This window comes from Martelella sp. NC20 (assembly GCF_013459645.1).
Taxonomy (GTDB): Bacteria; Pseudomonadota; Alphaproteobacteria; order Rhizobiales; family Rhizobiaceae; genus Martelella.
Genome location: NZ_CP054861.1, coordinates 2,304,276 through 2,321,382, shown reverse-complemented (window position 1 = coordinate 2,321,382; position 17,107 = coordinate 2,304,276). Strand labels below are relative to the sequence as shown.

At 62.2% G+C, this 17,107-nt stretch carries 18 protein-coding genes; 11 read left to right on the top strand and 7 right to left on the bottom strand.

Going from position 1 to position 17,107, the window contains the following annotated elements:
• Positions 1 to 2: 2 nt before the first annotated feature.
• The 5 genes from pldA to HQ843_RS11120 are packed head-to-tail and all read right to left on the bottom strand — an operon-like array spanning position 3 to position 5,539.
• Positions 3 to 809, bottom strand: a complete 807-nt coding sequence (gene pldA, locus HQ843_RS11140) for a 4-pyridoxolactonase (RefSeq protein ID WP_180898250.1) — start codon at positions 807 to 809, stop codon at positions 3 to 5.
• 60 nt (positions 810 to 869) lie between these two features.
• Entirely contained in the window at positions 870 to 1,805 is a 936-nt protein-coding gene (locus HQ843_RS11135) for a putative B6 ABC transporter permease subunit 1 (protein WP_180898251.1), read from the bottom strand.
• Position 1,806: 1 nt separating this feature from the next.
• Positions 1,807 to 2,916, bottom strand: a complete 1,110-nt coding sequence (locus tag HQ843_RS11130; protein ID WP_246710345.1) for a putative B6 ABC transporter permease subunit 2 — start codon at positions 2,914 to 2,916, stop codon at positions 1,807 to 1,809.
• Complete coding sequence (locus tag HQ843_RS11125) at positions 2,913 to 4,502, bottom strand: putative B6 ABC transporter ATP-binding protein (RefSeq protein WP_246710344.1); 1,590 nt, start codon at positions 4,500 to 4,502, stop codon at positions 2,913 to 2,915. Before HQ843_RS11125 ends, HQ843_RS11130 begins: the two co-directional genes overlap by 4 nt.
• Before the next feature lie 20 nt (positions 4,503 to 4,522).
• Positions 4,523 to 5,539, bottom strand: coding sequence for a putative B6 ABC transporter substrate-binding protein (locus HQ843_RS11120; RefSeq protein ID WP_246710343.1), 1,017 nt, complete (start codon positions 5,537 to 5,539; stop codon positions 4,523 to 4,525).
• Positions 5,540 to 5,711: 172 nt separating this feature from the next.
• Between HQ843_RS11120 and HQ843_RS11115 the strand changes: the two genes are divergently transcribed.
• Entirely contained in the window at positions 5,712 to 6,035 is a 324-nt protein-coding gene (locus HQ843_RS11115) for a hypothetical protein (protein ID WP_180898253.1), read from the top strand.
• A gap of 137 nt (positions 6,036 to 6,172) precedes the next feature.
• On the opposite strand, the gene HQ843_RS11110 is transcribed toward HQ843_RS11115, so the two are convergent.
• A complete protein-coding gene (locus HQ843_RS11110; protein ID WP_180898254.1) occupies positions 6,173 to 6,385 on the bottom strand; it encodes a hypothetical protein in 213 nt (70 codons plus the stop codon).
• Between the two features lie 221 nt (positions 6,386 to 6,606).
• On the opposite strand from HQ843_RS11110, the gene HQ843_RS11105 reads away from it, so the two are divergent.
• From HQ843_RS11105 to HQ843_RS11095, 3 genes are all read left to right on the top strand, one after another.
• Positions 6,607 to 7,278 (top strand): GntR family transcriptional regulator, encoded by a 672-nt coding sequence (locus HQ843_RS11105; protein ID WP_180902234.1) that lies wholly within the window; start codon positions 6,607 to 6,609, stop codon positions 7,276 to 7,278.
• Positions 7,279 to 7,516: 238 nt separating this feature from the next.
• Positions 7,517 to 9,058: a GMC family oxidoreductase gene (locus tag HQ843_RS11100; protein WP_180898255.1), complete on the top strand. Its 1,542-nt coding sequence runs from the start codon at positions 7,517 to 7,519 to the stop codon at positions 9,056 to 9,058.
• Positions 9,059 to 9,076: 18 nt separating this feature from the next.
• Positions 9,077 to 9,457 carry a carboxymuconolactone decarboxylase family protein gene (locus HQ843_RS11095; protein ID WP_180898256.1) on the top strand — a complete coding sequence of 127 codons (381 nt, stop codon included), beginning with the start codon at positions 9,077 to 9,079 and terminating at the stop codon, positions 9,455 to 9,457.
• Positions 9,458 to 9,569: 112 nt separating this feature from the next.
• Here HQ843_RS11095 and HQ843_RS11090 read toward each other — a convergent pair whose 3' ends face one another.
• Complete coding sequence (locus HQ843_RS11090; RefSeq protein WP_180898257.1) at positions 9,570 to 10,241, bottom strand: GntR family transcriptional regulator; 672 nt, start codon at positions 10,239 to 10,241, stop codon at positions 9,570 to 9,572.
• A 194-nt stretch (positions 10,242 to 10,435) separates the two neighbouring features.
• Here HQ843_RS11090 and HQ843_RS11085 point away from each other — a divergent pair, with 194 nt between their 5' ends.
• The 7 genes from HQ843_RS11085 to HQ843_RS11055 all read left to right on the top strand — a co-directional run bounded on the left by HQ843_RS11085 (position 10,436) and on the right by HQ843_RS11055 (position 17,098).
• Positions 10,436 to 11,266, top strand: a complete 831-nt coding sequence (locus HQ843_RS11085; protein ID WP_180898258.1) for an alpha/beta fold hydrolase — start codon at positions 10,436 to 10,438, stop codon at positions 11,264 to 11,266.
• A 43-nt stretch (positions 11,267 to 11,309) separates the two neighbouring features.
• Complete coding sequence (locus HQ843_RS11080) at positions 11,310 to 12,449, top strand: FAD-dependent oxidoreductase (RefSeq protein WP_180898259.1); 1,140 nt, start codon at positions 11,310 to 11,312, stop codon at positions 12,447 to 12,449.
• A 33-nt stretch (positions 12,450 to 12,482) separates the two neighbouring features.
• Positions 12,483 to 13,073 carry an amino acid synthesis family protein gene (locus tag HQ843_RS11075; protein WP_180898260.1) on the top strand — a complete coding sequence of 197 codons (591 nt, stop codon included), beginning with the start codon at positions 12,483 to 12,485 and terminating at the stop codon, positions 13,071 to 13,073.
• 26 nt (positions 13,074 to 13,099) lie between these two features.
• Entirely contained in the window at positions 13,100 to 13,555 is a 456-nt protein-coding gene (locus tag HQ843_RS11070; protein WP_180898261.1) for a YbhB/YbcL family Raf kinase inhibitor-like protein, read from the top strand.
• A 66-nt stretch (positions 13,556 to 13,621) separates the two neighbouring features.
• The gene (locus HQ843_RS11065) at positions 13,622 to 14,356 is read left to right on the top strand and encodes a class II aldolase/adducin family protein (RefSeq protein ID WP_180898262.1); all 735 of its coding nucleotides are present in this window, start codon (positions 13,622 to 13,624) and stop codon (positions 14,354 to 14,356) included.
• A gap of 109 nt (positions 14,357 to 14,465) precedes the next feature.
• Entirely contained in the window at positions 14,466 to 16,079 is a 1,614-nt protein-coding gene (locus HQ843_RS11060; protein ID WP_180903483.1) for a GMC family oxidoreductase, read from the top strand.
• Between the two features lie 74 nt (positions 16,080 to 16,153).
• A complete protein-coding gene (locus HQ843_RS11055; RefSeq protein ID WP_180898263.1) occupies positions 16,154 to 17,098 on the top strand; it encodes a TAXI family TRAP transporter solute-binding subunit in 945 nt (314 codons plus the stop codon).
• The last annotated feature ends 9 nt before the right edge of the window (positions 17,099 to 17,107 follow it).

Below are 17,107 nucleotides of genomic sequence, written 5' to 3'. Positions count from 1 at the left end.
CCTCAACCGTAGAAATTGACGCCGGTCTTGTAGTCCTTGAAGCTCTCCGGATCGTGGCTGAACAGAACCTCGGCGTTCTTCTCCTTCTCGATGTCCTTCAGGCGGCGCATGGAATTCACGCCGGCCACGGGATCGATGTGGAAACCCGCATTGATGTCATTATCGTAGTTCTTGCGGGTATAGGCGGCATCGAGCGTGAGCAGCAGCGGACGGCGGGTGTCGAACTCGACGAGCAGCGAATAGTGCCCGACCGTATGGCCCGGCGTGTAGATCAGCGTCACGCCCGGAGCGAGTTCCACGTCGCCCTCGATCAGTTCGAACCTGGTATTGCCGGCCGTCTGCCCGGCGCCGAGTTGATCGCTCATGCCGCGCGCCTCCGCCACATCCGTGGAGAAGGCAAGGTCGGAATAGCCCAGCACCTCAAACGGCTGGCACTTCGCCGCCTGCGGCAGTTCTTGCCTATGGCAGATCTTCTTGGCGTCGGGGAAGAACTTGTTGCCGCCGACATGGTCGAAGTGGAAATGCGAGTTGAACAGGACGTCGATGTCCTTGGGCTCCAGCCCCAGAAGCTTCAGCGCGCCGGGAATGGTCTGCTGTTCGCTCTGCTGCGGCTTTTCGAACGGCAACACCTTCTGCACGTGGTCGAAATCATAGCCGGTATCGATCAGGAATTTTCCCTTGGGATGATCGACGAGCACGGAATAGACGGGAAAGCGGACTTCGCCGCCCGGACCCTTGTTCCACCAGATATGGAAACCGTCGAGCACCAGCGAGCCGCCGTCGAGCAGGAATACTTTGGTATCTGCCATGTCACTTCTCCTATGTGTTGTCCGGACCCCTCCCGGACCCGGAATTGGTGATGACGCCGCTCAGCGGGCGCCGCGTTCGTAAGCAGCACCCAGTGCCGCAGGCAGTTTTGCCCGGCGTCCGAAAAGCACGAGGACGAGCATCACTGCCGCGAAAGGCAGCATCTGGATGACGTCGGTCGGAATGTTCGATCCCGCGACCTGCAGGGCCGTGGTCAGGGACAGCGCCGCGCCGAAGATGAGCGAGCCGATCAACACCCAGAGCGGCCGGCCCCGCGCCAGCATGGCGAGCACGATGCCGATGAAGCCCGCGCCGCCGGTCATGAAAGGCAGGAACAGCCCTGCCCCGATATTGGCGAGATAGGCGCCGCCTAAACCTGCCATCGCGCCGGTGAACAGAACCGCGAAAACGCGGATGCCGAGCACATTGCCACCGGCCACGTCCAGCGCCGCAGGCCGTTCACCGGCAGCCCGCAGCGTCATGCCGAGATTGGTGCGCCGATAGAGGAACGCCAGCACCGCGACCGCCAGGAGCGCAAGATAGACAATCAGATGACGCCCGAAGAGCGATGGCCCGATCACCGGCAGATCGGTCAATCCCGGAATGTTCAACCGTTCCGGCGCGGGTAAGCGCGGATAGGTTCGCGAGAACTGGAAATGGTGAAGCAGCGCGGTCAGCCCCTCCACCCCCAGCGTCAGGCCGATGCCGATCACGATCTGGTTCAGACCCAGACGCACGCAGAGCACGGCCATGACGATGGCAACCAATACGCCGCCAAGCATGCCGCCCAGAAAGCCCAGCCACAGGGACTCGGTCCTGAAGGCAACGAGAAAGCCCATATAGGCCCCCATCAGCATCATGCCTTCGATGCCGATATTGAGCACGCCCGCCTTTTCCGACATCTGCTCGCCAAGGCCAGCCAGAAGCATCGGGATGGCGGCAATGATCGCGCCCGTGAGAAGAGACGACAGGAACGCCTCGGTTAGCAATCCGCTCATCTCAACGCTCCTTCTTGCGTTTGTGCTGATCGATATACTCGCCGAGCCCAAGGCAGATCAGCAGGCTGGCGACCAGCACGAGGGTGAAGTTCTGCGGCACGCCGAGACGGCGCGCGGCACTCTCGCTGCCGATCATCAGCGCCGAGTAGAAGAAGACGAGCACGATCGCGCCGATACCGTTGAAGCGGGCAAGAAAGACCAGCGGGATGACCATCAGCCCATAGGCGGGGTTCCAGTTGGCGGGTACATTGCCGGCAACGCCGAGGATTTCGGAAGCGCCCGCGAGCCCGGCCAGGCCTGCCGACAGCGCAAACGTCGCCATGGTCAGGAGCGGCACCGACAGGCCCGCATGGGTCGCGGCGACTGGGTTTGCGCCCACCATCCGCAACCGCAATCCGAAGGATGTGCGGGTCATCATCAGATGGACGGCCAGAACGGCGATCAACCCCCAGATCAGGCCGCTGGAAATCGAGGTGTCGAACAGCCTTGGCAAACGGTCTTCGACCGGAAGAGTTCGGGTCTGCGGTACTGTGGTCGACGGGTCCCTGAAGACCAGCTTGACCAGCGTCGAGGCCAAAAGCACGCCGAGAAACGACATCATCAGCGTCGTGATGATCTCGTTCACGCCCTGATATGCCTTGAGCAGCGCCGGTATGACCGACCAGAGCGCGCCGACGAGCGCGGCCAGCACGAAGCCGACCAGAAGCACCGCCCATCCGGGCAGAATGCCGACCAGGAGGGGCGCGGTGGCCGCAGCGGCGACAGCGCCGAGCAGGAATTGCCCGTCCGTTCCCAGATTCCATATCCCCGCGCGGAACGCAACGATCAGGCCGGCGCAGAGAAACAGAAGCGGCGCCATGCGGGTTGCCGTCTGCTGCAGGCCCAGTCCCGAAAAGAGCGAGCGTTCGAGAATGTAGCCGTAATAGGTCAACGGGTTGACGCCCACCAGCATCAGGATGATCGCCGACAGCAGGAAGGCCGCGATGATCGGACCAACGGTCAGCGTCAGAATGCGCTGGAATGCACTGCGCTCGTTCACCGGTCGCGCGCTGCCGACATTGTCCGTTTGCGTATCCGCCGGTACGGCGTTGATTTCGTCTTGCATGCTCATGCCGTCGCCTGTCTGTTTTCTTCCTCGCCGGCCATCATCCGGCCGATACGCAGGCGCAGGGCCTCGCCGCTGCCGTCGTTTTCGACGATCCCGCGGATACGGCCGCCTTCCATCACCGCGATGCGGTCCGACAGGGCCATCAACTCGTCGAGGTCGGTCGAGATGAGCAGCACTCCGAGGCCGCGTTCGGCGATGTCGGCGATGCGCTGGCGCGATGTATCGATGTTCTTGAGGTCCAGCCCGTAAGTGGGCTTGTTGAACACCACCACGCGCGCCTCGCCCGAGAGTTCGCGCGCCAGCAGGACCTTCTGGATATTGCCGCCCGAAAGCCGCCCGATCGGGGTGGTCTCGCTGGGCGTGCTCACCGAAAACCTTGCGATGAGATCGCGCGCATGCTCCGCGATGCGGTGCGGGCGCTCCAGGCCGTTCACCCAGAAAGGCGGCTGGCCGATATCCTTGAGCACCGTATTCTCCGAAATCGGAAAGGCGGCGACCGACCCTTCGGACAAACGGTCATCCGTCAGGTAACGGAGCCCCTTGCGGCGGCGCTGTGCGATGGAGGCGCGGGTAATATCCTCGCCGTCAAGTTCGACGCGCCCGGAATTGAGGGGCCGCTGGCCCGCCATGGCCTCGGCCAGCTGCTTCTGGCCATTGCCATCGATCCCGGCCACGCCGACGATCTCACCTGCACGCAGGCTCAGCGAAATGTCTTCAAGGCCCATGACGTCGGCATCGCCCTCTGTCGACAGGGCCTCGACCTTGAGAGCGATATTTTCACGCGCCGTGCTTTTCCTGTGATCGGTGGACGTGGCGCCGGCCTCGCGGCCGAACATCAGACGGACGATCTCGTCCACCGCCTCGTCCTCGGACATGGATTTCAACTGTTCCGGACCCATTTCGCCGGCGAGCGCGCCCTGTTTGAGCACGGAAATACGGTTGCCATAACGATAGGCTTCAGCGAGTTTGTGGGTGATGAAAATCACCGCCAGCCCGCTTTTGACCAGTTGCTGCATCCGCTCGCCAAGCTCCTGCGCGCCCTGGGGCGTGAGCATGGAGGTCGCTTCATCAAGAATCAGCACCTTGCTGTCGCGTAAAAGCGCGCGGGCGATCTCGATCTGCTGCTGCTGGCCAAGCGAAAGCTCGCCGGTAATGGCGTCAAGCGGGAGTGAAAGCGCGAATTGCCGCTTCAGTTCCGCCATTCGCGCCGTGATCCGGGCACGGGGCGGACGCTCATACCAGGGCGCGCCCAGCGTCAGGTTTTCCAGAACCGTCAGCGTCGGCACCAGCATGGAATGCTGGAAGACCGTGCTGATGCCGGCATCGAGACTGGCCGAGGGGCTGGCGAGCCGGGTTTTCTTTCCGTTGAGCGACAGGTAGCCCTCGTCCGGCGGCTGAAGACCGGAAAGAATGCCGACCAGTGTCGATTTGCCCGCGCCGTTCTCGCCCAGAAGGACATGGACCTCACCGGGATGAAATGTAAGCGAAACGTTGTTCACCGCGATCACGCCGGGGAAGCGCTTGGTTACGCCGTGTACGCCAATGACGCCTGCCCCCGTTTCCGGGGACAGGTTTGTCGGGGTTGCCACTGCATTTGCCACGGATACGCTCACTCAGTCACGGTGACCAGAGCGCGAACATCGCCCGCATCGAACTTCGGCTCGACCGTGATGTCGCCAGCGATGATCTGCTCGCGCAGTTCCATCACCTCGTTCCAGGCGGCCTCATCGACCTGCGGCGTCTTGACGAGCTTGACGGAATCGTCCGCCAGGCTGATCGCATAACCGTGGGTGCCGAACTTGTCGGCCCTCAGATCCTCGATCATCGCGGTGTAGACCGGGGTCATGTCCCACATAACCGAGGTCAGCAGATGACCTTTGTCCAGTTCGGACTTGTCGCCGATCACGTCGATGAAGAGCACATCCGACCCGTCGGTCGCCTTGTTGGATTCAACGGCCTGGATCATGCCGAAGCTCGAGCCATTGCCCTGACCGAAGATGATGTCGGCACCTGCCGCGATAACCGAAGTGGTCACGCGATTGCCGCCTGCCGCGTCGGAATAGGCTGCCGGGCCGATCACCGAGTAGAGGATCTTGACGTCCGGCTTCTCGGCACGAACGCCCTCGGCAAAACCTGCCGACTGCGAGTTCCATGATGGCGGTTCGCCGGAAACGACGATACCGACGGTACCCGTGGTCGTCATCTTGGCGGCCAGACGGCCGGCGAGGTAAGCGCCCTCATGACCCGAGAGCGTGTAGTCGGCAACCAGCCCGTCTTCCAGAGCGTCGGGACTGTCGACAATGGCAACCGGCACGCCGGTTTCTTTGGCGATCTCCGGACCGGCGGTATTGTAGCCGCTGGCATGCGCGATCATAAGATCGGCGCCGTCGGCCGCCAGTTCGCGCATTGGCGCACGAACATCGCCATAACCCAGGCCTTCGGCGACAATGATTTCGACGCCGGTTGCCGCGGCAGCGGCCTTGGCCGCTTCGACGCCCTGCTGGTTCCAGCCATAGTCACTCCCCTGTTCCGGAGTAAGAATGGCTATGGTATCTACCTCCGCAGCAAATGCGGCCGGGGCTCCTAGCACCATGCTAAGCGCGACAGAAACAAGTAGGTTTTTCATCATGCTGTTCCCTGATTGGTTGTCGGTTTCCCGTCACAAGACGGAAGCGATTGGCAGACTTGTTGTTATTCTTGCCCTGTCTGCTGGGTTTTCCTCATCTCCGGCCCAGGCCGAGAGCGGAGCTTATGTGCCCTATTCGGGCATTGTTCATGGCACCGAAGGCGCCGAGCCCGTGGAAATTTCAGTTACCAATGAAACCGGATCCTCCCTCGATTGCCGTGCGGCCCTTGCCCACTGGTATTCCGATGAACTGGGTCGCATAGAACCTGGCGACCGGTTGATGCTGACGCTGTGGCACGATGACAAGACGGGCGTTCTCAACCTGATGAACGCCACCGACGACCGCATGCCCGTCGAAGCCATCTGGTGCGCCAGCGACAGCGCCCGCGCGCGCCTCGACCTGCCGATGACGGCGGGCAAGGAAGCTGCCACGCTGCGCTTTTCCTGCCGGACCGGAGACGGCTCCGGGCTGAACTGCGTTTCCACGGACGGCTAGGCCCGATATTTTCCGGAGAAGCACTTCGCGCTGCGGCATGTTCCGGGCGCGAATTCCGACGGCGCCCGAATCACGGCCAGCGCCTCCGCCGGAAGCGGCAATGCCGAGCGCGTCGAGTACGCCATCAGCGACCGCCATCATGCCGCGCGCGCGCTCAAGCGCGCCTCCAGCGCACCGAATAGCCCGGCGTCGATTGCGGCAGAAAACCTGGCGAAACGATCGCTGGAGCGAACAACCAGCGGCGCAAACATTGCCGATTTTGCGGTGATGCCATGGGAGGCAAGCAGCAGCGGGCCGTTACCCGCCTCACCAACGCCCGGAGCGATGCGTCCCGCGTCGACACGACGCATATTCATATCTTTGCTAGAGGCGACTGCCGCCATGTGTCTCAAGCCCTGCCTCGGTATCTGTCGTGGAGGGAAGGATGACATAAACCAGACACACGTCAAGCAGATTGTCTGTCATTCTTTCATTCTTATGAGTTGACAAGAAGGCATTCGCGCGATCAAATTTGCCTGCAATTAACCATATCGCTTCTGGTCGCCCCCCCGGATTCACGAGGTTTCACACAATGCCGCCAGACCTGAATTTACGAGTGTTGCCGCGCACGGTGCAGCAGGAGACGGTCGAGAAGCTGCGGTTTGCAATTTTCTCCGGCATTTTCGAACCGGGAAGCCGCCTGATCGAAAGTCAGCTATGCGTGCAGCTTGGCATCAGCCGCCCGTCCTTGCGTGAAGCATTGCGCAGTCTGGCGGCGGAACGGCTCATCGACATCGTGCCGAACCGCGGTCCTTCGGTGCCCGCACTTACATGGGAAGAGGTCACCGCCATCTACGAGGTTCGCGAGTTGCTGGAAGTCGAGGCGGCGGGGCGCTGCTCGCAGAGGATTTCCGAGGAGCAACTGCGCGCCCTCAAGAACGCGCTTCATGCATTCGAAAAGGCTGCTTCGAGCAAAGACAGTCTGGCCCGGGTCACCACAGCCGCAGACTTCTATTCCGTCATACTCGCAAACTGCGGCAATCCGATCCTGGAGGAAATCCACCGGGGCCTGGTCGCCAGGATCAGCCTGTTCCGCTCGCGCTCGATGTCACTGGAAGGGCGCGCCGACAGCAGTCTGGCGGAGATGAGGGAAATTTACGAAGCCATCGTCGCAGGCGATGAGACAGCTGCCCGGAAAGCCTCCAGAAGGCACATCCTTGAGGCGATGGCAGCGACGAAAAGGTCCATGGACAGCGGGAGCTAAAGCAATTCCAGGAAAAGTGTAATCACGGTTTTCCGTCCGGACGCGCGTAACAACAAATAGCCAGAGCATTTTTTATGATCCGGTTTTCACCGGAGATGCTCCGGCCCAAGAAAGAGGGGATCGTCATGACATTTCAGATCGGACAGCGCGCGGGCCGGATGCCCACGCTGTCAGGCGTTTGCGGGTTGACCACGCCAAATTCAGTCTCGAACGCAGTCTTCGCCATGGGGACATGGCGATGACCGGCGCTCATTCCATGGAACAAGCGGTTGCAGACGTGGTCATTATCGGCGGCGGTTCGGCAGGCGCCTTGCTCGCCGCCCGATTGAGCGAAGATCCGGCGCGCAGCGTACTGCTGGTCGAAGCCGGCGAGGAACCCTCCGACCCCGATATCTGGACCCCCTCGGCCTGGCCGGCGCTTCAGGGCCGCGCTTACGACTGGGACTATCTTACGGAACCGCAAGCGGGAACCTGTGGCAGGGTTCACCATTGGGCGCGCGGCAAGCTGATCGGCGGATCGAGCTGCCTGCACGCCATGGGTTACATGCGCGGACACCGTGAAGACTATCAGGCCTGGGTCGACGCGACCGGCTCCCCCCGCTGGAGCTGGGAAGCGCTTCTGCCGGTCTTCGAGGCGATTGAAGACCGACCGGACAGCGAGGGCGGCGGCCCCCTGCCCCTCTACATGCCCGACGAGGAGGTAAGCCCCCTCACCCGCGCATTCATCGAGACCGGCGTCTCGCTCGGCCTGCCGCGCCTTCCAGACCACAATGACGGCCGGATGATCGGCGTCACGCCCAATACCCTGAACATCCGCGACGGACGCCGCGTGACGGTGGCGGAGGCCTGGCTGACGCCGGAGGTTCGCGCGCGTGAAAACCTCAGGATTCTCACTGGAACACGCGCACAACGGCTGGCCATGGATGGCAGCCGGGTGAACCATATCGAGGGCGTCGGTCCGCAAGGCCCGATCGCCATATCTGCCGGCCAGGTCGTTCTGTGCGCAGGCGCGCTGGAAACCCCTGCCCTGCTGATGCGCTCCGGCATTGGGCCGAAGGACGTGCTCGATGCATCATCTGTCGACTGCCTGATCGACATGCCGGGGATCGGCCGCAATCTCCAGGACCATCTGCTGGGCGCCGGAAATCTTTACGCAACCCGCAAACAGCTGCCGGCATCGCGCCTTCAACACTCCGAGTCGATGGCCTATATGCGGGCCGGCGACTTCACCGCCGCCGGGCAACCCGAGATCGTGGTCGGCTGCGGCGTGGCGCCGATCGTATCCGAATGTTTTCAGGCACCCGACGCCGGCACAGCCTATTCGTTCCTGTTCGGCGTCACCCACCCGACCAGCCGCGGCAACCTGCGCATCAGCGGGCCGGACCTCAACGACCGGCTGATCATTGACCCGGCCTATCTGCAAACCGAACACGACCGCGACATGTTCCGCAAGGCTCTCGAGGCCGCGCGGACGATCGGACACGCGGACGGGCTTGCTGAATGGCGCGATCGCGAACTGCTCCCCGGCCCTCTCGACAGCAAGGCAGAGATCGATGATTTCATCGCGAAGGCGGCCATTACCCATCACCACCCCTGCGGCACCTGCAGAATGGGCAAGGACGACGATGCCGTTGTCGATCCGGATCTGCGGCTCAAATCGCTCGACAATCTCCATGTCGTGGACGCTTCCGTCATGCCAAGCCTGACCGCGGGACCAATTCACGCCGCCGTTCTGGCAATTGCCGAGACCTTTGCCCGCACGATAACCTCTGGCGATTGACAGAGGAAAGGACATGAAATGAGCGTTTTCGACGAAGATCTGTTCCTCAAGGGCCTCGAACAGCGCAAAGCCACGCTCGGCGCCGAGTATGTCGAGAAAAACCTTGCGGCTGCCGACGAATTCACCCGGCCATTCCAGGAAGCGATGACTGCGTGGTGCTGGGGTTTTGGCTGGGGGGACGATGTGATCCCTCCCAAGACACGCTCAATGATGAACCTCGCCATGATCGGGGCTCTCGGCAAGATGCATGAATGGGAACTGCACTGCCGGGGGGCGATCAACAACGGCGTATCCAAGGAAGAAATCCGCGCCATCATCCATGTCGTCGCAATCTATTGCGGCGTGCCTCAGGCGCTCGAATGCTTCCGTGCGGCGCGCAAGGTTCTTGAGGATCAGTGAGCCGCATCCCATGCGCTGCCTTCGTCGACCCTGTCAGTGCCTCACCTTCCGGGCATCGGGCAAAGCGCGCGTTCTTGCGCCACAGTCCGCTTGATGAGGCAGGCCGACGAAATCAGGTCTCGCTTTCCATCGCATGTTTGGCCGCCGCCTTGGCCTGGTCCAGATGGCGCTTTGCCGCCTCCCGCGCGCGCTCTTCGTCGCCCGCGGCAATCCCATTGTAGATGTCACGCATCTCGCGAAGACTATCCTGCGCGCGCCCCTCAAGCGACATTGACCGGCCGCGGAAAAAACTGATCCGCGCCACAAGTCCGCGATGGACTTCCTCGAGAATGGCGTTGCCGCAATTTGCCAGAATAATCGCGTAGAATTCAGCCGCAGTGGTCACCAGTTCGAGGCTGTCTCCGCTTTTCTGGGCGCGTTCGAAAGCCTTCAACGCCCTTTCGAGTTCCTTGACCTGCTCGGGTGTAATCAGCGCGGCACAACGCCCCACCGCCACGACCTCCAGGAGTTCGCGCACGTCGTAAATCTCGGTCGCCTCCTCCCAGGAAAGCTTGGGAACGAAGGGGCCTCGGTTCGGTATGATCTCGATCAGCCGCTCTGCCTGCAGACTGCGCAACGCCTCGCGCAAAGACGGGCGACTGACCCCGAGCTGGGTGCAGAGCTGGCTTTCGACCAGTCGGCTGCCTGGAGGGAACACCCCGGCAATGATGGCCAGTCTCAGCTTTTCAATCGTCTGCTGCTGCACAGTTCTCGGCGTGATCCGCAGATCCAGACCAGAGTTCATGGCGTTTCCTTAAGGCTCTTCAAATTATATTCCCATGGTTTTTCTACACGAACGGGCGAGCAGAGGATAGCATGAGGCCGCCCGCTGTCTGCAATAATTAACAACAGAATGTCTTACAATCTTATTGACAGCAAATAATCCGCATGGTTCCCTGACGACATAGAAAGAAATGGAAACGTCAAGGGAACCTCGAAATGGCGGACAGCCCCACCCTCAGCCGGTACGAAGAACGTCGGATCGACACCGGCCGCATCACTTTGAACGTGCGTATAGGGGGCAGCGGCCCGCTCATGCTGTTCTTCCACGGGATCACCGCGAACTCCGCCGTTTTCGGCCCGCTCATGGATGCCTTTTCCGACCGGTTTACAACGGTGGCCGTGGACCAGCGCGGCCACGGACATTCGGACAAGCCGCAAACCGGTTACGACGCTGCGGACTATGCAGACGACATCGCGGCGCTGATCAGGACGCTCGATATGGGCCCTGCGATTCTCGTCGGACACTCGCTGGGATCGCGGAACTCCGTAACCGCCGCCGCGCGCCATCCCGAACTGGTCCGCTCGGCCGTCGCCATCGACTTCACGCCCTATATCGAGGACGAAGTCTTCGCCTCGCTCTCCGCCAGAGTGAACGCGGGCGATCAGGCCTTTGCCGATACCGATGCCATCGTCACCTATCTCGCCAATCGCTATCCGAACATTCCGGCTCCGGCTATCCGCATTCGCGCGGAAAGCGGCTACGGCCCGGCCGGCGATGGCCTGCGCCCCCTCGCCTCGGCGTCCGCCATGGCTCAGACCGCCGAGGGCCTGCGTGCCGACCTGGTTCCCGCTTTCCGCGATGTGACCCGCCCGGTTCTCATTCTGCGCGGCGCGAACAGCAAGCTGGTTTCCGCCGCGGCGCTCGAAAAGACCCACGATTTGCGCCCGGATCTGCCCATCGTCGTCGTGCCTGGCGCCGACCACTATGTGAACGAGACCAACCCCGACGTCACGATCGGCGCGATCCGCAATTTCATCGATGGCTGAATTGCCGGACCTCCCCAAATGAAAAACCAACAGGAACAGTGAAATGGTCAGCATCAACAAAACCACGGACAAGACACGGGTTGCGCAGGTTGCGGGCGGCGGGTTTTCCGGCCTCACGGCCGCCATCGCCCTGCGCCAGAACGGCTGGGATGTGGTCCTGCACGAAAAGAGCCCCGAACTGCGCGCCTTCGGCGCGGGCATCTATCTCTGGCACAACGGCCTCAGGGTGCTTGAAGGCCTCGGCTGCCTGAATGAAGTCCTCGAGGATTCCTTCACGCCTCCGGCTTACGAAACCTGGATGCACAACAAGACCGTGTCGAAAGAGACGTTCAACGGTCTGCCGTGGCGCATCATGACCCGGGCTCATCTGCACGATGCCCTGGCCAACCGCGCCCGTGAAGTCGGCGTTGAAATCCGCACGAATTCCGTAGCGGTCGGCGCGGACGCTTCCGGCAAGCTGAAACTGGCCTCCGGCGAGGTCGTTGAAGGCGATCTGATCGTGGGCGCCGACGGGGTCGGCTCCAAGGTCCGCGATTCGCTCGGCTTCGAGCAGGAGCGCTGGGGCGCGACCGACGGCATCATCCGCCTCATCGTCCCGCGCCACAAAGACAAGCTTGGCCATGGCGAATGGGACAACACCATCGACATGTGGAACCACTGGCCGCGGGTGCAGCGCATCCTCTATTCGCCCTGCAACGACAGGGAACTCTATCTCGGCCTGATGGCGCCTTCCGCCGATCCGCGCGGTTCGCGCGTTCCGCTCGACCTTGAGGTCTGGATGGAGATGTTCCCCTTCCTCGAACCCTGCCTGGTCGATGCCGCCAAGATCGAGGACGCGCGTTACGACACCTATCAGACCACCAAGCTCGACAGCTGGTCGCGCGGCAAGGTCGCCCTCGTCGGCGATGCCGCCCACGCTATGTGCCCGGCGCTGGCGCAGGGCGCGGGCTGCGGCATGGTGAACGCCTTCACCCTGGCGCAGGACATCGAGAAGAACGGTTCGCTCGAAGACGCGCTCGCCGATTGGGAAAAATCGGTGCGTCCGATCACCGACCTTACGCAAAAGCTGTCCGCGGATCATGCCGCCAACCGCACCATGTCCTATGGCAACGGCTTCACCCCCGAAGCCCTGACCGCCGCCCGCTTCGACCCGATCAACCGCGTCTATTCGTGGCCGCAATAAGCAATACCCCTATCATCTCTACAGGAGACATTCATGAATTACTCTAGCCAGGTCGAAAAGGACTATCAGGTCCGCGGCTGGTACGGTGCGACCCAGGAAGTGCTGCATGATGGCGGCGGTGCTACGGCCCCTCTGATCAAGGCCGCAGCAGCCGTCATCATCAAAAACCCCTATGCGGGCAGGTTCGTGGCAGACCTTTCGGCGCTGACCGCTCCCTCGGCCGCCATCGGCTATGCGCTTGGCGAACGTGCGGTCGCCCTGCTTGGCGGCCGGCCGGTCGAGAGCTATGGCAAGGGCGGCATCGCGGGCGTCGCCGGCGAGCAGGAGCATGTCGTGGCCTGTGTCACCACCGTTTTTGGCGACCCGCTGCGCGAAGCCATCGGCGGCGGAGACGCATGGATATCTTCCGCCAGCAAGGTTGCCTCGGCAGGCACCGCCATCGATATTCCGCTGGCCCACAAGGACGAGCTCTATATACGCTCCCATTATGACGCCTTCACCTTCGTCGCGCCGGACGGCCCGCGTCCTGACGAAATCCTGATCTGTGTTGCCGTGGCGACAGGCGGTCGCGTGCATCAGCGCGTGGGTGGAAAAACCGTTGCCGACCTAAAGGCCACGGCCTGACGCAAACGAATATTCAAGGAAACCAAATGCCTCTGAACATCAAAGACCTGAAGATCACCTCTTCCGATTTCGCCCCGCTTACGCGCCTCGCCGACAAACACGCAGGCGACAAGGGCAATGTGCTGCCGCAACTGACGGTCAGCGGCGTGCCGGAAGGCACGAAGGAACTGGCCGTGATCTGCCATGATCCGGACGCCCCTCTGGCGCATGGTTTCACCCACTGGACGATCTATGCCATCGATCCCAAGACCACCGATCTTTCGGATGCGCAGGAGAAATTCCGCGTTGGCCCCAACGGCGCCGGAGACATGCAGTATTATGGACCGCAGCCGCCTGCCGGCCATGGCGACCATCACTATTACTTCTGGGTCTACGCGCTGGACACGAATGTCGAGGGCACGCCCACGCGCGAGCAGTTTCTCGACGCCTATGCGGACAATATCATCGAGCAGAACCGGATCGTCGGTCTCTACTCCAACTAAACGATGTTTTTACCGGCGTGATACCAGGGTCACGCCGTGACCGCTCATCCACAGGAGACCTGAACAATGTCTGATACAGCAACAGCGCGTGAAACCGCGATCCAGGAACTGGTGATGGCCACCCGGATTCTGGTGAACGAGGGCATCATGGATGTCTTTGGTCATATCAGCGCCCGCGACCCGGAAAACCCCAACCAGTTCCTGCTGCCGCAAAAGCTGGCGCCCAATACGATCACGACCTCCGACATCCAGACCCTGACGCTCGATGGCGAGACGACGGACAACCGCCCCTCCTATCTGGAGCGCTATATTCACAGCGAGATCTACAAGGCCCGGCCGGATGTGATGTGCGTTCTTCACACGCATTCGCCTGCCGTTCTGCCCTTCTGCTTCATCGACACGCCGCTGCGTCCGGTCACCCATATGGGCGCATTCCTCGGAGAATCCGTGCCGGTCTATGAGATTCGCGAAAAACAGGGCGATTCCACCGACCTGTTCGGCGGCAGTCCAGACGTCTGCGCCGAAATCGCAGAAAGCCTCGGCCAGTCGCCTGCCGTCATCATGGCCCGCCATGGCGTCGTGAACGTCGGCAGCTCGATCCGGCAAACCACCTTCCGCGCCTTCTATATGGAGCAGGAAGCCAAGGCCTATACGCTCGGCCTTCAGATCGGGAATATCAAGTACATGACGGAGGGCGAGCTTGAGGCCGCAGGCAACCTCGTCGGCGCACAGATCAATCGCGGCTGGGACCACTGGTCCGCTGCTGTCCGCCACCTCGGGCTGGCCGAAGACCTCGCCTGAGACACTCTGGCGGAAGGCGCAGTCACGGGCTCAAAGCTCCTGCGCCTCCTGCTGTCCAACACGCGTAGAACGGATCGGGCCGGTCGCACCGATTGCAAGGAAGAACGCCATGTCGCACGCTGAAACCTATGACTACGTCATCGTCGGAGCCGGCTCCGCGGGCTGCGTGCTGGCCAACCGCCTGAGCGAAGACCCTTCGGTAAGCGTGCTTCTGCTCGAAGCCGGCGGCTGGGATCGCGATCCGATGATCCATATTCCGCTGGGCTGGGGCAAGATCCTGACCGAACGGCGCCATGACTGGATGTATTTCTGCGAGCCGGAGGAAAATGTCGGCGGCCGCGCCGTGGAATGCGCCCGCGGCAAGGTGATCGGCGGCTCCTCCTCCACCAATGCCATGGCCTATGTCCGCGGCAATCGTGGCGATTACGATCGCTGGGCGGCAAGCGGGCTTACCGAATGGTCCTATGAAAAAACCCTGCCCTATTTCAAGAAAACCGAACGCTGGGAAGGCGGCGAAACGGCTTTTCGCGGCGGGACCGGCCCGGTCTCGACCCAGCGCTGCCGCTACCAGGACCCGCTGACGGATGCGGTGGCCGAAGCCAGCCGCGAGGCGGGCTATCCCCAGACCGAGGATTACAATGGCGAAACCCAGGAAGGTTTCAGCCGTCTGCAGATGACTATCGGCAACGGCCGGCGCGCCTCGACCGCCAACGCCTATCTGCGGCCGGCGATGAAGCGGCCGAACCTCACCGTTCTGACCGATGCCATGGCCAAAAACCTTACCTTCGAGGGCAGTCGCGCCACCGGTCTCGTCTTCGACCACAAGGGCAGCGAGCGCCGCGTCACCGCAAACCGCGAGGTGCTGCTTTCGGGCGGCGTCATCAACACGCCGCAACTCATGATGCTCTCGGGCCTCGGCGCGGGCGACGAGCTGCAGGCGCAGGGGATTGAGACCAGGGTCAATCTTCCCGCCGTCGGCAAGAACCTTCAGGATCATGTCTCGGTGCTGATCATGCATCACCGCAAGACGCCCGGCCCCTTCCTGCACAAGATGCGCGCCGACAGGATCGCGCTCGATTTCGCCAGGACCTACCTGACGGGCAAGGGATTTTCCGGCGACGTGCCCGGCGGCGTCGTGGCTTTCCTCAGGAGCGATGAAAGCCGGCCGCTCCCCGACATCCAGCTTCTGTTCACCGCAGCACCACTGGCGGCATGGCCATGGTTCAAACCGTTCAAGCAACCCTTTCGCGATGGCTTCGCCACCCGCATCGTCGCGGTGCAGCCCGAAAGCCGGGGCGAGGTCAAGCTCGGATCCGCCGATCCCTTCGCCGCGCCGCTCATTCACCAGAACTTCCTTGCCGCCGAGAACGACTGGAAATCGCTGCGCGCAGGCTTCCGCGTCGGGCGCACGCTCGCCGCTCAGCCTGCGATGGCCGACTATATCGAAACCGAGTTTTTCCCCGGCGCCAAATGCCAGAGCGACGAGGAGATCGATGAGCATATCCGCAATACCTCGATCACCGTGCACCACCCGGCGGGCACCTGCCGCATGGGCGCGGACGAGGCTTCCGTCGTCGACCCCGAACTCAAGGTTCGCGGCATTACCGGACTTCGCGTCGTCGACGCCTCGGTGATGCCCGATCTGCCCTGCGGCAATATCAATGCCGCCGTCATCATGATCGCCGAGAAAGCGGCAGACCTCATCAAGGCCCGTCAAACATGATCCGCTAAACATCACGACCCAAGGACAAGAAGCGAAAACGCCGGTCTGGTCAAAACTCACAGAGGAGAACAAAAATGAAATTCAGGATTTTCGCAGCCAGCGTGCTGCTCGTGGCAGGTTCTATCAGCTCTGCCGCTCTTGCCCAGGATCTGCGCTTCGGCTCCGGCCAGCAGGGTTCCCAGAACTATGGCGTGAACGCCGCCCTGGCGCAGGTGATCGGCGCGAACACCGATCTGAACGTGACGGTACAGTCCTTCGGCGGCGCGACCGCTTTTGTGCCCCTCATCAATGCCGGGGAACTCGATATCGCGGCGCTTGTCACGCCTGACGCGGGAGATGCCATTCGGGGAAACGGCCCGTTCAAGGGGATGGCGCAAGACAATATCGCGCTGGTCGCCGCACTGCTTCCAAGCCCGGTGGGGTTGATGGTCCGCGCTGATTCCGGGATTGAGAGCATTTCCGATCTCAAGGGCAAGCGCATGGCCTGGGGCGTTCCCGCACAGGCAAGCCTGCTGCCCTATTTCGAAGGCGCGCTGGCCAATGGCGGCCTCACTCCCGACGATGTCACCACCGTTCCGGTATCGAGCGTGCGCACGGGCGTTCAGGCGCTGGTGAACGGCGATGTCGACGCCACGCTTTTCGCCTTGCGCGCGGGCGCGGTGGTCGAAGCGGATTCGGCGCTCGGCGGCATCGCCTGGCTGCCCTTCGACGATAGCCCCGAAGCGGTCGAACGCATGAATGCCGTAGCACCGGAAGCCTACATCTACGATGTCGCCGCGGATGCGGGCGTCGTCGGCGCGCCGGGCCCATTCAAGACGATGGCCTATGATTATGTCCTCGTCGCCCGCAAGGACCTCGATCCCGAGGTGGTCTCCAAGATCGCGACGATGATCAAGACCGACACAGCGGCAATCGCCGCCTCCAACCCGATCCTCGGCGCAATGTCGCAAGCCAGCGTGTCGCGGGTCTATACAAAATTGCCCTATCACGACGGGGCGCAGGTATCGGAAACGGAATGATCAGGTTCC

Bases quoted from the DNA above. Each gene is read 5' to 3' on its own strand.
- HQ843_RS11135 (WP_180898251.1), bottom strand. From the start codon at position 1,805: ATGAGCGGATTGCTAACCGAGGCGTTCCTGTCGTCTCTTCTCACGGGC.
- HQ843_RS11085 (WP_180898258.1), top strand. From the start codon at position 10,436: ATGGCGGACAGCCCCACCCTCAGCCGGTACGAAGAACGTCGGATCGAC.
- HQ843_RS11060 (WP_180903483.1), top strand. From the start codon at position 14,466: ATGTCGCACGCTGAAACCTATGACTACGTCATCGTCGGAGCCGGCTCC.
- HQ843_RS11120 (WP_246710343.1), bottom strand. From the start codon at position 5,539: ATGAAAAACCTACTTGTTTCTGTCGCGCTTAGCATGGTGCTAGGAGCC.
- HQ843_RS11100 (WP_180898255.1), top strand. From the start codon at position 7,517: ATGACCGGCGCTCATTCCATGGAACAAGCGGTTGCAGACGTGGTCATT.
- HQ843_RS11075 (WP_180898260.1), top strand. From the start codon at position 12,483: ATGAATTACTCTAGCCAGGTCGAAAAGGACTATCAGGTCCGCGGCTGG.
- HQ843_RS11070 (WP_180898261.1), top strand. From the start codon at position 13,100: ATGCCTCTGAACATCAAAGACCTGAAGATCACCTCTTCCGATTTCGCC.
- HQ843_RS11105 (WP_180902234.1), top strand. From the start codon at position 6,607: ATGCCGCCAGACCTGAATTTACGAGTGTTGCCGCGCACGGTGCAGCAG.
- HQ843_RS11130 (WP_246710345.1), bottom strand. From the start codon at position 2,916: ATGAGCATGCAAGACGAAATCAACGCCGTACCGGCGGATACGCAAACG.
- HQ843_RS11090 (WP_180898257.1), bottom strand. From the start codon at position 10,241: ATGAACTCTGGTCTGGATCTGCGGATCACGCCGAGAACTGTGCAGCAG.
- HQ843_RS11080 (WP_180898259.1), top strand. From the start codon at position 11,310: ATGGTCAGCATCAACAAAACCACGGACAAGACACGGGTTGCGCAGGTT.
- HQ843_RS11055 (WP_180898263.1), top strand. From the start codon at position 16,154: ATGAAATTCAGGATTTTCGCAGCCAGCGTGCTGCTCGTGGCAGGTTCT.
- HQ843_RS11095 (WP_180898256.1), top strand. From the start codon at position 9,077: ATGAGCGTTTTCGACGAAGATCTGTTCCTCAAGGGCCTCGAACAGCGC.
- pldA (WP_180898250.1), bottom strand. From the start codon at position 809: ATGGCAGATACCAAAGTATTCCTGCTCGACGGCGGCTCGCTGGTGCTC.
- HQ843_RS11065 (WP_180898262.1), top strand. From the start codon at position 13,622: ATGTCTGATACAGCAACAGCGCGTGAAACCGCGATCCAGGAACTGGTG.
- HQ843_RS11110 (WP_180898254.1), bottom strand. From the start codon at position 6,385: ATGCGTCGTGTCGACGCGGGACGCATCGCTCCGGGCGTTGGTGAGGCG.